The 13,483-nt window shown below is 48.3% G+C and carries 8 protein-coding genes and 2 pseudogenes; 6 read left to right on the top strand and 4 right to left on the bottom strand.

The genetic code is table 11. The features are described 5' to 3' along the window. Window positions 1–8 precede the first annotated feature (8 nt). The 3 genes and pseudogenes from AKN87_RS02975 to AKN87_RS12070 form a co-directional block, all read left to right on the top strand. Entirely contained in the window at window positions 9–1,640 is a 1,632-nt protein-coding gene (locus AKN87_RS02975; protein WP_053102409.1) for a T6SS phospholipase effector Tle1-like catalytic domain-containing protein, read from the top strand. A 19-nt stretch (window positions 1,641–1,659) separates the two neighbouring features. After that, complete coding sequence (locus AKN87_RS02970) at window positions 1,660–1,917, top strand: hypothetical protein (RefSeq protein WP_053102408.1); 258 nt, start codon at window positions 1,660–1,662, stop codon at window positions 1,915–1,917. 123 nt (window positions 1,918–2,040) lie between these two features. Further along, window positions 2,041–2,232 (top strand): annotated as a pseudogene (locus tag AKN87_RS12070) (IS3 family transposase); the annotation flags it as partial. 8 nt (window positions 2,233–2,240) lie between these two features. On the opposite strand, the pseudogene AKN87_RS12190 reads toward AKN87_RS12070, so the two are convergent. From AKN87_RS12190 to mutS, 3 genes and pseudogenes are all read right to left on the bottom strand, one after another. Beyond that, window positions 2,241–2,399: pseudogene (locus tag AKN87_RS12190) on the bottom strand (ISL3 family transposase); the annotation flags it as partial. A gap of 356 nt (window positions 2,400–2,755) precedes the next feature. Then, the gene (fdxA, locus tag AKN87_RS02960; protein ID WP_053099591.1) at window positions 2,756–3,079 is read right to left on the bottom strand and encodes a ferredoxin FdxA; all 324 of its coding nucleotides are present in this window, start codon (window positions 3,077–3,079) and stop codon (window positions 2,756–2,758) included. Window positions 3,080–3,195: 116 nt separating this feature from the next. Further along, window positions 3,196–5,796 carry a DNA mismatch repair protein MutS gene (mutS, locus tag AKN87_RS02955; protein WP_053102406.1) on the bottom strand — a complete coding sequence of 867 codons (2,601 nt, stop codon included), beginning with the start codon at window positions 5,794–5,796 and terminating at the stop codon, window positions 3,196–3,198. 201 nt (window positions 5,797–5,997) lie between these two features. Between mutS and AKN87_RS02950 the strand changes: the two genes are divergently transcribed. After that, on the top strand, window positions 5,998–6,915 hold the full coding sequence (locus AKN87_RS02950) for a bestrophin family protein (RefSeq protein ID WP_053102405.1): 918 nt from the start codon (window positions 5,998–6,000) through the stop codon (window positions 6,913–6,915). A gap of 25 nt (window positions 6,916–6,940) precedes the next feature. Here the strand turns inward: AKN87_RS02950 and xthA are convergent, their stop codons facing one another. Next, entirely contained in the window at window positions 6,941–7,756 is an 816-nt protein-coding gene (gene xthA, locus AKN87_RS02945; protein ID WP_053102404.1) for an exodeoxyribonuclease III, read from the bottom strand. Between the two features lie 226 nt (window positions 7,757–7,982). Between xthA and AKN87_RS02940 the strand changes: the two genes are divergently transcribed. Both AKN87_RS02940 and AKN87_RS02935 read left to right on the top strand, forming a co-directional pair. Next, the gene (locus tag AKN87_RS02940) at window positions 7,983–9,659 is read left to right on the top strand and encodes an autotransporter assembly complex protein TamA (RefSeq protein ID WP_080995486.1); all 1,677 of its coding nucleotides are present in this window, start codon (window positions 7,983–7,985) and stop codon (window positions 9,657–9,659) included. Next, a complete protein-coding gene (locus tag AKN87_RS02935) occupies window positions 9,656–13,336 on the top strand; it encodes a translocation/assembly module TamB domain-containing protein (protein ID WP_053102403.1) in 3,681 nt (1,226 codons plus the stop codon). Before AKN87_RS02940 ends, AKN87_RS02935 begins: the two co-directional genes overlap by 4 nt. The last annotated feature ends 147 nt before the right edge of the window (window positions 13,337–13,483 follow it).

Genomic DNA, 13,483 nt, shown 5'->3' with positions numbered 1-13,483 from the left:
TATTTGCTATGGATAATTTATTTCAAACCCACAAAGATGCTCTGGATGGCATGCTAGCAGCGTTTGATGATATTCCTAATGAAGAGCTTAGTTTTGAGCAAGATTGCCACGAGCGAGTCAAAATAGCTCTTTTTTTCGATGGAACGGGAAACAACCGTGACGCTGATGCGCCCACAGAGTCGTGGAGTAATGTGGCTCGTTTATATGAGGCAGCACGAGATGAGCCTGAAAAAGGGTTATACCGTTATTATATTTCAGGTGTAGGTACCAAGCTCAATCGAGAAGAGCCTTGGTGGCACCTTAATAAGCACCCGCGTGATTCTGCTGCATTAGGAGGGGGTACGGGGTGGGGCGCAGACTCACGTTTGAAGAGCGGCGATATAGATACAAACGACGCTCTGACAAGGGCGCTTAAAGTTTCTGCTGAATTAGCGAGCGATGAAGTGCAAGCTATTTTGGAAGCTAATGAAAAAGAAGGTTTTGCTAAGCTGAATGAGGCACTAAGCAAACACCGCTTAATACGCTCTATTGATATTTCTGTGTTTGGATTTTCTCGTGGTGCGGCGTTAGCAAGAGCTTTTGTTAATCGTTTACTCAAAGCTTGCGAAAAAGAGGGTGGTGAACTTACGTACGAAGGTTACCCTATTCGTTTTCGGTTTTTAGGGATTTTTGACACAGTAGCTTCGTTTGGAAGGCCGGCTAAAAATGACTTTAAAAAAATAGAAATGCTGTTGCCGCAAGAGTTAGAAAAATGCGTGCATTATGTGGCCGCCCATGAACTGCGTTATTCCTTCCCGGTCGATTTGATTCGCCAAGAGGGTGCTTATCCACGTGAAGATTGGATAGAAACGGTGTTTCCTGGTGTGCACTCTGATGTGGGCGGTGGTTATAGGCCTGGTGCGCAAGGTAAAAGTGATGAGCTAGCACGTATTCCTTTGCTGAATATGTATGTGAAATCATTAGCTAGTGGAGCAAGGTTTCGTGATTGGAGTGAGATTTCAGAAGATAAACCACTTCGTGATAAATTTGGACTTTCAAGAGGAGTACAGTCTACCTATAAAGCCTATATGGAAGCAGTGGGACAACAGGCCAAAACAGGCACCATTGAAGAGCAAATAAAAGCGCATATGGAGCATTGGTATGCCTATATGGGAGCGCTTGAAAGTGGCGAGGCTGAATTAGAACTCGATCGCCAAGAACAAGCACACGAGACAAGAATAGAGCAATTAAATAATGCTATAACCGATCTTAAGAGAAAAAGAAAACGCCAAAATCCTTATAAAGACGAAATTAATGAGCTTACTGAACAGCGTACCCAAGCTCGTGAAGACTTACGCGCCTTACGTGCTAGCAGAAAACAAATCGATAAAGGGCGAAGTACCATCAGCAAAGAAGCACGCCGCCTAAAAAGAAAACAAGATGCCAATAAACCGCTAACGCTAGGTTTTGTTGCAGGGCGCTATTTCTTCCGTTCTACCGCAGAACCTTGGATGTTAAATGCTTATTTACAGGGCAGTGTCGAGCCAGATGTTGCTCGTTTTTTGGATACCTTAGTGCATGATTCCAAAGCAGGCTTTTTGGGCGGTAAAGAGCCGTATGCATATTTTCGTCGTCGTGGCCTGTGGGAATCAGAACGCTAATGAAAAGGAGACAAAATCGGTGATAAGTCAATTAGGGTTTTATCTCTCTTTATTTTTCCTTCTTATCATGATGGGTTTTGATTTATCTAAAGGCCTGTTTTATACGCTAGCGACGATATGGCTTGGGTGCTTACTGGTTGGTATCTTTGGGCCAGTATTTGCAAAGCTACTGTCAATGGAGCCTAGACCAAGCCTATGGTTCACAGCAGGCGCAGGCGTTGAGCTAGTTATTGCCCTTTTTCTCGTGCTGCGCGCGTATGGTAAAGGTTTTTATTAGGGGTTTGGGCTGCCAATGAATACGGCGGCCAAGTCCTCAGTGTTCATGTGTTGGGTACTAGTAGAATACGGCTGATAGCATCAAACCAATTGGGGCCGGCGGCGGGGTTGAGGGGGGATTACAGAGCGATTATTTCGTAGCTTAAAAACAGAGTGGGTACCAATGTTTGGGTATAACAGTTTTATGGCTGCTCAAAAAGATATCAGTGGTTACCTGATGAAATATTATAATCAGCAACGACCACATATATTTAATCGTGGCTTGACTCCGCTAGCAGCGGAAGAAATTCTTAACAAAGTGTCTGGAATTATTTGACCACTACAAGCAGCCGCGCACTTGGGGCATGGTTCGGGTGCTTTGGTGAAACGACACTCGATGACTGCGTACTCTGTGCAAAGGTGCTGCCCAGTGGCAACGAGGCCGAGGTTATTCAGTTGGCAAAAGCTGGAAAGATCAGGGCTGGAAAAGGTAAGATCATTCACGTCGGGGCTTGGTTTTTGTTGGTGTAGGAGCTTACATTTTCCAAGTTCCCCGACACCTTTTCCAGTCGGTCAGATTTTTTCTACACCCTCAAATGCGAAGAGCCACTAAAGGTGTTGTTGTTCATATAGACTACGCAAGAGTTTCAATGCAAGAGCCAAAATTAGATATTTAGCTTAATTCACTCTTAAGCGGTTTGACTTGAAACTCTGGGTGACAGCGGATAACCGCGTAGATAGGCAGGGTAAATGGTTGAATTTGCTAATTCAGAAAACAGCGATTGATTAACAACTTAGGCTAATTAATCAGGCTGGCGGTGAAATACCGCGCTAGCCTGATTGCAGCTATTACTAAGCAATTAGCGCTCTAAATATTGCAGCTTGTCTTTCACCCCATCCCACTCTTCAGCATCTGGCAGTGGGTCTTTCTTTTCGGTGATGTTGGGCCAGATTTCGGCAAGGTCAGCGTTTAGCTCTAAGTATTCTTGCTGATCTTCTGGCAGCTCATCTTCGGCAAAAATCGCTTCGGCAGGGCACTCTGGTTCACACAGGGCGCAGTCGATGCACTCGTCGGGGTGAATCACTAAAAAGTTAGGGCCTTCGTAGAAGCAGTCAACTGGGCAAACTTCAACGCAATCAGTGTATTTACATTTAACACAGTTATCGGTTACCACGAATGTCATGTTAATTCTCTCCTCAAGGGTGCTGCTTGGGTAATGACAGCAAATAAGCGCTCTTTATGGCGTTACATTCTAAAAGTAAAAACGAGGGCGATTCTAGCAGTTTACCGAGGTAAAAGTTAGATTTGCCGCTTCCATTCATATAACAAATTCAAAGCCTCAATAGGGGTTAATTGATCTAAGTTAGCTTTTGATAAGTCCTTAACCAAAGGATGGGGTTGCTTGGCGGCAAATAAATCAGCCTGCAGAGGTGTTTCAGGCACTGCTTGAGCGGTGCTTGGAGGCGGTGCAGTTTTAGCTGCAGTTGATTGCTGCTCGGCAGTTTCTAGGCGTGATAAATGCTGCTTAGCCCGTTGAATCACATGCTCTGGAACCCCGGCTAACTGGGCGACTGATAAGCCATAGCTTTGGCTGGCAGGGCCAGGTTTAACGTGGTGTAAAAAGACGATTTTGTCTTGATGCTCGGTAGCGGTTAAATGCACGTTACTGACTTGGCTAAAGCTTTCGGGCAGTGCAGTCAGTTCAAAGTAGTGGGTGGCAAACAGTGTCCAGGCATTTAAATCAGCCAGCTCTTCTGCTGCCGACCAAGCCAGTGATAAACCATCAAAAGTACTGGTGCCACGGCCCACTTCATCCATCAGCACTAAGCTATTGGCGGTGGCGTTATGCAAAATATTGGCTGTTTCACTCATTTCCACCATAAAGGTTGAGCGCCCACCGGCTAAGTCATCACTGGAGCCAATGCGGGTAAAAATACGGTCCAATAATGACAGCTCGCACGCTGCAGCAGGAACAAAACTACCAATATGCGCCAGCAGAGCAATTAACGCGGTTTGCCGCATATAGGTCGATTTACCCCCCATATTCGGCCCGGTGATAATCAGCATGCGACGTTGTTCGGTTAAGTCCAGATCATTGGCAACAAAGGGTGTAGTTAATACTTGCTCCACCACCGGATGACGACCTTGTTCAATTTTTAAGCAAGGGGTCTGGCTAAAGCGCGGACGACTTAAATCAAGGGTCATGGCGCGCTCGGCAAAGTTAGTCAGTACATCCAGCTCGGCGAGGGCGCTAGCAGTGGTTTGTAGGTCGGCTAAAAACTCAATCAGGTGCTCAATTAGCTCATCATAAAGTTGCTTTTCCCGAGCTAGTGCGCGGCTTTTGGCGGACAGCGCTTTATCTTCAAAGGTTTTAAGTTCTGGAGTAATAAAGCGCTCGGCATTTTTTAGGGTTTGCCGACGAATATACTCAGCTGGGGCGCTTTCTGCTTGCTTACTTGGAATTTCAATAAAGTAGCCATGCACCCGGTTATAACCAACTTTTAAATTAGCTAGCCCGGTACGGGCTTTTTCCCGCGCTTCAAGATCCATTAAAAACTGGCCCGCGTTTTCACTTAGTGACAACAGCTCATCCAGTTCGCTGTCGTAGCCAGTTTTTAGCACGCCCCCTTCACGAATGACGGCCGGAGGATTATCAATAATCGCCCGTTGCAAAGTATCTGCCAGCTCAGGGTAGAGGCTGACTTCAGTGGCTAGTTGTTGCAGATGAGGCGCAGGACTTTGGGCGAGCTGGGCACTGAGTTGCTGCTGTAATTTAGGCAAGGCAGCTAGGGCATCGCGTAAACGGGCTAAATCACGGGGTCTGGCGCTACGTAAGCCAATTCGGGCTAAAATGCGTTCAATATCACCAATTTCTTTGAGTAAAGGCTGTAATTGCTCGTAATGGTAGTGATCCAAACAACTTTGGATGGCTGCTTGACGGGCTAATAAGGTCTGCTCAATGCGTAACGGGCGATGCAGCCATCGGGTCAATAAACGACTGCCCATACTGGTTTGGCAGCGATCCATGACCGATTGCAGAGTATTATCGCGTCCGCCAGCTAAGTTAAGGTCTAGCTCAAGGTTACGCCGAGTTGCTGCATCCATAATCACCGTATCAGTTAAGCGCTCGTGAATCAGACGACGAATATGCGGCAGCGCGGTGCGCTGGGTTTCTTTGGCGTAGGCTAATAAACACCCGGCCGCGCCAATCGCTAGCGGTAATTGATCGCAGCCAAAGCCTTTTAAGTCTTGGGTAGAAAATTGCTGACACAGCGCTTTATGGGCGCTATCAAAATCAAATTCCCAGCTGGGGTAGCGCTGGCAGTTACGGCGGCGTTCAAGGGGCGAGTCGCTTGGCCACTGATCTGGGATTAATAACTCCGCCGGTTTAAGCCGTTCAAGCTCAGCCAGCAGGCTTTCCCAGCCCTGTAGCTGCTGCACACTAAAACGGCCACTGGTGATATCCAGCACGGCTAAGCCAAAGCCTTTTTCATCGCCTTGAACGGCGGCCAGATAGTTATCTTTGTGCTCATCGAGCAGGGCTTCATCGGTGACGGTGCCCGGCGTTAAAATGCGCACCACTTGGCGCTCTACAGGCCCTTTGCTGGTGGCAGGATCACCCACTTGCTCGCAAATAACCACCGATTCGCCAAGTTTGACCAAGCGTGCTAAATAACCTTCCGCCGCATGGAAGGGAATTCCGGCCATGGGTACACTTTTGCCGGCTGACTGGCCACGTGAAGTGAGGGTGATATCTAGCAGATGCGCGGCTTTTTTGGCGTCATCATAAAATAACTCGTAAAAATCCCCCATGCGATAGAACATAATTTGCTCTGGGTGCTGGCTTTTTAAGCGCAAGTACTGCTGCATCATCGGGGTATGGTTAGCAAGTTGGGTCATAAGTCTCTTAACGCTTGGCGTCGGTTAGCGACGTCTAAGCTCGTCAATTTCTCGCGCTAGATGCGCTAGCTAAGAAAAGCCGAGCTTTAAAATTGCGGGGACGATATTCTAGCAGCAATTTAAATCATTTTAGAAAACTGCCCGCACTAATCAGCCAGTAGCTGCTAGGTCGGTTGTGGGTGAGCAGATGATGAGGCGTCAATGATCGTTCCAGCAAAACGTGGGTTTTGGCAATTACTCTTAACCTTGCAAGGCTCGGTATTACCAAGGGTGCTGCCGCAAATCTTGTTAGTGGCACTGCTCAGTGGTGTTGCTTGGCTGATGTATGACTACTTGCCCAATTACTTTACCAGTTACAGTGCCTCGGCCTTTGGTTTGCTGGGATTATTGCTGTCGTTACTGCTTGGATTTCGTAACAACGCCAGTTACGCCCGTTGGTGGGAAGGGCGTCAGCAGTTAGGTGCATTAATTATGCATGCTCGCTCATTGGGGCGACTGGCAGCCAGTCATCTTACTCAAGCGGAAAGCCAGGCCACGCAGCAGCAGATTTTTTTATTGCTGCGGGCGTTTAATCGGTGTTTGATTTATGGGTTGCGCGATAAGCCCATAGCCGTTGAATTAGCTGCCATTTTAGGCACCGAGCAGGCGCAGCGCGTGGCGAAAAAATCGAATCCCGCCGACTATTTATTGTTGCTGCTCAGTCAGCAGGTGGCCTATGCACGGCGCAAGGCTTGGTTAAGTGAAATTATGGCCGCAGAGTTTGAGGCGTTAATTTCTGAACTGGCCAATGTGCAAGCCGCTTGCGAGCGCTTAAAAACCACCCCCATACCCTTTGCTTATATGTTACTGGCACATCGCACAGCCTATTTGTTCTGTTTTTTATTGCCCTTTGCGCTGATCGCCACCACCGGTCTAACCACACCGATTATTAGCTGTGTGGTGGCTTATGCGTTTTTTGGCTTAGATGCACTCAGTGCTGAGTTAGAAGAGCCCTTTGGCGAGCAGCCCAATCAGTTGCCGCTATTTGCCATTGAGCGCACCTTAGACATTAACTTGCTGGAAGCTCAGGAGCTGCCAGCTCCACCGCCGTTAACAGCGGTGAAGTATTGGCTCAATTAAGGGCTGATATTTTGTTGAGGAGCGCTTAGTTGCTTAGGCTCAGCCAGATAGGCGCGTGGTCCGAGGGCTTTTCCATGGCGCGCAGTTCATAGTCGATACCGGCGTCTTGTAAGCGATCAGCTAACGCCGGCGAGTGCATAATTAAGTCAATGCGTAACCCGCGTTTCGGGGTGTCCTCAAAGCCGCGACTACGGTAATCAAACCAGCTGAACTGATCATTTACTTGTGGATGCAGCTGGCGAAAGCTATCGCCTAAGCCCCAGTTTTTTAACCGCTCCAGCCACTCACGCTCTTCAGGTAAGAAACTGGTTTTCCCCGTGCGCAACCAACGCTTAGCATTTTGCTCGCCAATCCCAATGTCTTCACTGGCCGGCGAAATATTAAAGTCGCCCATGACAATCACAGGATCCTGCGGGGTGAATTGGCTTTCTAGCAGCTGCTGTAAGTCTTCATAATATTTACGTTTGGCGGGAAATTTTGTTTCGTGGGCGCGGTTTTCTCCTTGGGGGAAGTAGCCGTTCATCACGGTAATCGGAGTGCCTTGAGCATCTTCATAAACACCCCAGATAAAGCGCCGTTGGGCATCTTCGGCATCATCTGGAAAACCTTTATGAATCACTAGCGGTGCTTTTTTAGAGGCTAGGGCGACGCCGTAATGGCCCTTTTGGCCGTGGAAATGTACGTGGTAACCAAGCTCGTCAAATAAGTGACTGGGAAATTGCTCGTCAGCGACTTTGGTTTCTTGAAAACCAATCACATCGGGTTGATGTTTTTCCACTAAAGCGCTGAGTTGATGGGGGCGGGCGCGTAGGCCATTGATGTTAAATGAAACAAGTTTCATAGAAATAGGTCTAGCTCTGTTAATGAATTTAAAGTGAGTCCTGTTAAAGTATAGCCTTTTGTAAAATTCAAATGCTGCGTCTGTAGGTAAACAAGCGGGCTAGCGTTAATTAGGCCCATAGTACAGATGGGGATAAAACTGAGTTGCTATACTAGACGCATCCTAAACAGAGAGAGCTAGCGTGCTAAAAAAACTATCAGGATGGCTACTGCTGGCTTCGACCAGCATGGCATTTGCTGAGGCAAAACTTGAGGTGAGCGTGGAGCCCGCCAGTAAAGCCTTAAAAGAGAATATCGAAGCCTATATTGGGGATTTAGAGGACCGTGATGCCGAGGCGTTGCGCCGTTATGAGCGCGCAGTAAAAGCCCAGGTTGAGCAAGCCAGCCAAGCCTTAGGTTATTATCACGCCGAGATCAGCACCGAAGTGCTTGAAGGCGACAAGCCAACACTTAAAGTTAAGGTGCAGCGGGGCCAACCGGTACGTTTAGGCGTGGTTAATATTGAAGTGCGCGGGCCGGCCGCTGAGTTAAAGGCTTTTCAGTTTGAGCCAGAGCCTAAGCTAGAGCCTGGCGCGCGTTTAGATCATAGCCTGTATGAAGGACGTAAAAGCGATATTCAAAATGCCGCGTTACGTTTAGGTTTTTTTCAGGGCAAATTTATCGAGCATGCCCTTGTGATTGATCCGGCGGCTAATCTTGCGGATATTCATTTGGTGTTTGATAGTGGCCCGCGTTATTTATTGGGCGAAGTGTCTTTTAATGACGACAGCAAAATTAACCAAGACCTATTACAGCGTTTAGTGCCCTTTAAGGCCGGCGAGCCTTACAACTCTGCGCGGGTTGCCAAGTTGACGCAAAATTTGCAAGAAACCGGCTACTTTGCGGATGTGCGGGTAGATGCATCAGATAAAAACGCCAGTTCCACGCATATTATTCCGGTGCAGGTCACAGCTTTGCCTGCCAAACCGCGCACTATGGGCGTTGGATTTGGCTATTCAACGGATGTGGGGGTGCGTGGGCGTTTTAGTTGGGAGCGGCACCGAGTCAATCGCGCCGGCCATAAGTATGGCTTTGATGCCGAGTTATCTGCACCACGGCAAAATGTCACCACTTGGTATCAAATTCCTCTGGCCAGTCCTTTAAGTGATCATTTGCGTTTTTTTGGCGGTTATGAGAGACGAGAGCTAATTGATGCCGATACCGAGCGCGCTACCTTGGGCTTGCAGTGGCAAAAACAAGTGAAATGGGATTGGCAACGGATTGTAGGCCTGCGCTATGAACAAGAAAAGTTTGATTTTGGCGGCAATACTAAAAAACGCACCACGGAATTTTTAATGCCCAGTGTGGTGTTTTCCAAACTTAAAAGTGACTCACCGCTTGATCCCAGCCATGGTTATCGTGCGCAACTGGATGTACGTATGGCCCGTGAGGGTTTCTTAGCCGATGCGGATTTGGTGTATGTCAATGCCTTAGTTAAGGGATTAACTACGGTGGCAGATCGCCATCGTTTCTTAGGCCGTTTTGAAATTGGTGCAATTGATAGTAATAACTACGACAAAGTACCGCCTTCGATGCGCTTTTTTGCCGGCGGCGATCAAAGTATTCGCGGCTACGCCTTTGAAACCTTGTCGCCTCGTGATGCTGAAGGCAACCGCATTGGTGGTCGTTACCTATTAGCTACCAGTGCTGAGTATCAGTACGGCATTACCGATAAATGGCGGGTGGCAACCTTTGTCGATCATGGTAATTCAGTGGATAGTTGGAGCGACTCGATGAAAACCAGTGCCGGGATCGGGGTGCGTTGGGTGTCACCGATTGGGCCGTTGCGCTTAGATTATGCGCAGCCAATTAATGATAAAGACAAAGGATGGCGCATCCATTTCTCAATGGGGCCAGAGTTATGAAGCGTAAGTTAATTATTGGGTTAGGTATTTTCTTTGGGCTAATTGGCCTTATTTTGCTCAGTGTGGCTGCCATCTTATATAGCGAAGCGGGCAATCGTTGGGCCTTAAGTAAAGTGCCGGGCTTAGAGGTGCAAGGCTTTCAGGGCAAGTTATTAGGTGATTGGTCAGCAGAGCAAATCAGTTGGCAACAAGATGATACAAAGGCTCTCTTGCTGCAGCCTAAAATGCATTTAAGCGGTCGTTGCTTAATGCAAAAACGGATCTGTATTAATCATCTAGAAGTGGCCGAAATTCAGCTAGAGTTACCCGAAGAGACTGAGCCAACTCCACCTAGGGATGCCGATCTAGACTTGCCTGCACTTAAGTTACCGATTGAAATTGAAATTAAACGCTTAGCGGTTAATCGTTTACTACTTAATCAACAGCCATTAGTGACGGGGCTAGAAGCGCAATTGGCGTGGTTAAACAGCGGTGTCAGCATTGATCACTTAGTCCTGCATTACACTGACATTGCGCTTCAAGCGCAAGGCACGCTTGATCCAGCAACGGAGGTGTGGGCAACGGAGCTTGAACTGCAGGCAGTGATTCCACTTGAACCTGAGGCCGAGCCACTGACAGCTAAGCTGCAGGCCTCAGGCCCACTTAATCAGCTGCAGTTAACTGGCCTAACTTCAGGTTATCTGCAAGGCACATTATCGGGTGAGGTTGATGCGCTAGCGGTTGATTTACCATTAACTGCCACGCTTGAAATAACTGACTTTAATGCCACGCCTGAGCAGCCCAGTTTAACGGTCGAGCGGTTAGGATTAAGCGCGCAAGGGAACTTGAAACAGGGTTTTAGTATTCAGTCTGAAGGGCGGCTAAAGGGTGATACTGAGCCTGTGTTGCTAGACTTAAAGGCCTTTGCTCAACTGGATCAGGCTCGGATTGAGCAGTTAACCCTGCAAGGTGCCGATCCGCAGCAATACATTAAAGCGACAGGCAACCTGAGCTGGCAGGATCAGCTACAGGCGCAGCTTAGGCTGGATTGGCAAGCGTTTCCTTGGCAGCAATTACTGCCAGGTGAGCCGCTACCTGTAACCTTAGATCAACTAACGGCTGAGCTTGAGCTCAAGGATGAAACTTACCAAGGACAGCTGGATGCCAGTCTGACTGGGCCTGAGGGCGTGTTTACTTTATCCGCACCAGTGACTGGGAATTTTCAGCAGTTACTGATTAAAAATCTACAGTTAGTGGCCGGACAGGGGCAATTAGCCGGTGATGTGCAGGTAGGGTTTGCCGAGCAAATTGATTGGTTGGCCGAGATTAACCTACACGAACTAAACCCGGCCTATTGGGTGCAAGAACTACCAGGTACGTTAGCTGGAACCTTGACCTCTAAAGGTCAGCTGCAAGGTGAGGCGCTGACAGCCGATGCAGAGCTGGCGCTAAAAGGAAAGTTGCGCAACCAGCAAACAGAGCTGCTGTTGAGTGCAGATGCCAAACCCGATCAGTATCGTTTACAACAGCTGCAGTTGTTGATGGGCAGTAACCGGATTAACGCCAAAGGCAGCTTAGTTAAACAGCAAGTCAAAGCCGACCTTAACTTAGATTTAGCTCAACTGTCCCAGTTATGGCCAGACTTATCTGGGGTGCTTAAAGGTCAAGCTGAAGTTTCCGGTAGTCTTGATCAGCCAATACTAAACGCCAAGTTAAATGGGCAAAAAGTGGCCTATGACACCTTTAGAATTCAGCAGTTGATGCTGGACGCTAAGCTGTCTAACCAACAACAACTTAATTTGGCCAGTGAGCTAACTGGAATTGAGAGTGGTGAGACAGATCTAGGTAAGCTCGCGCTTAAGGCTTCGGGCAAACTGGCGCAGCATCAACTGCAATTGGACCTAACGGGACCAACCCTAAATACCGCGTTAGCTGTAGCCGGAGGGGTTAATCAGCAGGGGGATTGGCGAGGACAGTTGCAACGGATGTTTATTGCCGCTGAAGGTCAGCGTTTTACTTTAGATCAAGCCACGCAGATTAATTACTTACATAGCGGCAAATTAACTGTCTCAGCACACTGCTGGAATAATCAAGAGGCCAGTCTCTGTGCCGAGCGTCAGCAGCAATTATTACCTGAGCCTAATATTGATTATCGTCTACGCAACTTTTCCTTAGCCTCTCTACAAGAGTTTTTGCCCGAGGATATCAAGCTTAGCGGTAAGGTGAATGGTCAGCTGCAGTTGGCATTACCGGCTGCAGGCCCTAAAGGCAAAATCTATCTAGATGCCAGTAATGGACTGGCAGAGGTAAAAGATCAAGGGCAGTGGCAACAATTGGCGTGGAAGACGTTAACGCTTGATAGTGATCTAACGCCACAAAAAGTGCTGTCGCGGGTGCAGTTTAAAGGAGCGACCACCGGTGCTTTAACTGCTGAGATCAGTCTTAATCCGCAACCAGCTGATAAGCCTATCAGTGGCCGTTTTACCTTGTCAGAGGTGGACCTGTCAGTATTAAAACCGTTTGTTACTCAGGTGGAACAGCTTGAGGGCAAAGTGGTTGGGCAAGGGGTGATTAGCGGCAGTTTAATGGCGCCACAAGTCACTGGGGTAATTGCGCTGAAGCAAGGGCTGTTAGCCGGTGGCGATTTGCCAATGGAAATGAAAAACCTAGCGCTAGAGGCCAAGATTGCCGGTAGCCGAGTCGATTTAACCGGTGGCTGGAATAGCGGAGCTAAAGGCCAGGGTGAGGTGGGCGGTTATGTGCAGTGGGAGCCAAGCTTAGACGTAAATGTCTTGGTGAAAGGCACGCAGCTACCGGTAGTGGTTGAGCCCTATGCCGATGTGATTGTTGAGCCAGACTTAGTGATTGAGCTAGCGGACAATCGACTGCAAATTAATGGAGTGGTGCGGGTTCCTAAAGGACAAATTGAGGTACCACAACTACCCGCCTCGGCCACTCGAGTCTCGCCTGATGCGCGCATTGTGGGTGAACAAGAGCCAGAACCGGGTATGCAAATGGCGATGGATGTCACCATTGAAGTAGGGGAAGAGCGACTTAAATTTAATGGATTTGGCTTAACCGCGGATATTAAAGGGCACTTGAAGATGGGCGACAATATGGCCAGCTATGGCCAGTTAGCCTTAGCCAATGGCCGCTATAATGCTTATGGTCAGCGCCTAGAGATTCGTAAAGCACAACTATTATTTGAAGGGCCCATTAGTGAGCCATTTTTAGATATTGAAGCGGTGCGGGTAACCAGTGATGTCACTGCCGGTTTACGTTTGTCGGGTCCTGCCAGTCAGCCGGCCAGTGAAATCTTCTCTGATCCTTCCATGAGTCAGGAGCAAGCCTTATCTTGGTTACTGTTAGGGCGGCCGCTAGACGGTGGAGGTGATGGTAACGCCATGGCGCAAGCGGCGCTAGCCCTTGGTTTAATGGGCAGTAGCCCGGTAGTCAATAAGCTAGCTGAAACAGTTGGGCTAAAAGAGTTCTCTTTAGATTCTGAAGGCAGCGGTGATGCCACCAGTGTTGCGGCTACTGGTAAAATCAATGACAAATTAAGTATGCGCTATGGCGTAGGAGTCTTTGAGCCATCGACTATTTTATCCTTGCGCTATGAGTTGACCAAACGCTTATACATTGAGGCCGCCAGCGGTGTAGCTAACTCGATTGATTTATTTTATAAGCGCAGTTTCTAGTCAAGGCAGTGTTCTGCTTGGATTAAATCAACTCAATCTAAGGGCCGCTCTGTGGCCCGGTGCTGGTCTGCTGATTAAAAAATGTTAAGATGCGCCGCACTTAGGTGCTGTGCCGACTGACTTTAGCTACTGAAGCCAGCCAGCATA

Source organism: Thiopseudomonas alkaliphila (assembly GCF_001267175.1).
GTDB lineage: Bacteria > Pseudomonadota > Gammaproteobacteria > Pseudomonadales > Pseudomonadaceae > Oblitimonas > Oblitimonas alkaliphila.
The sequence above is the reverse complement of the archived record's forward strand: the minus strand, read 5'-3'. Positions and strand labels throughout refer to the sequence as shown.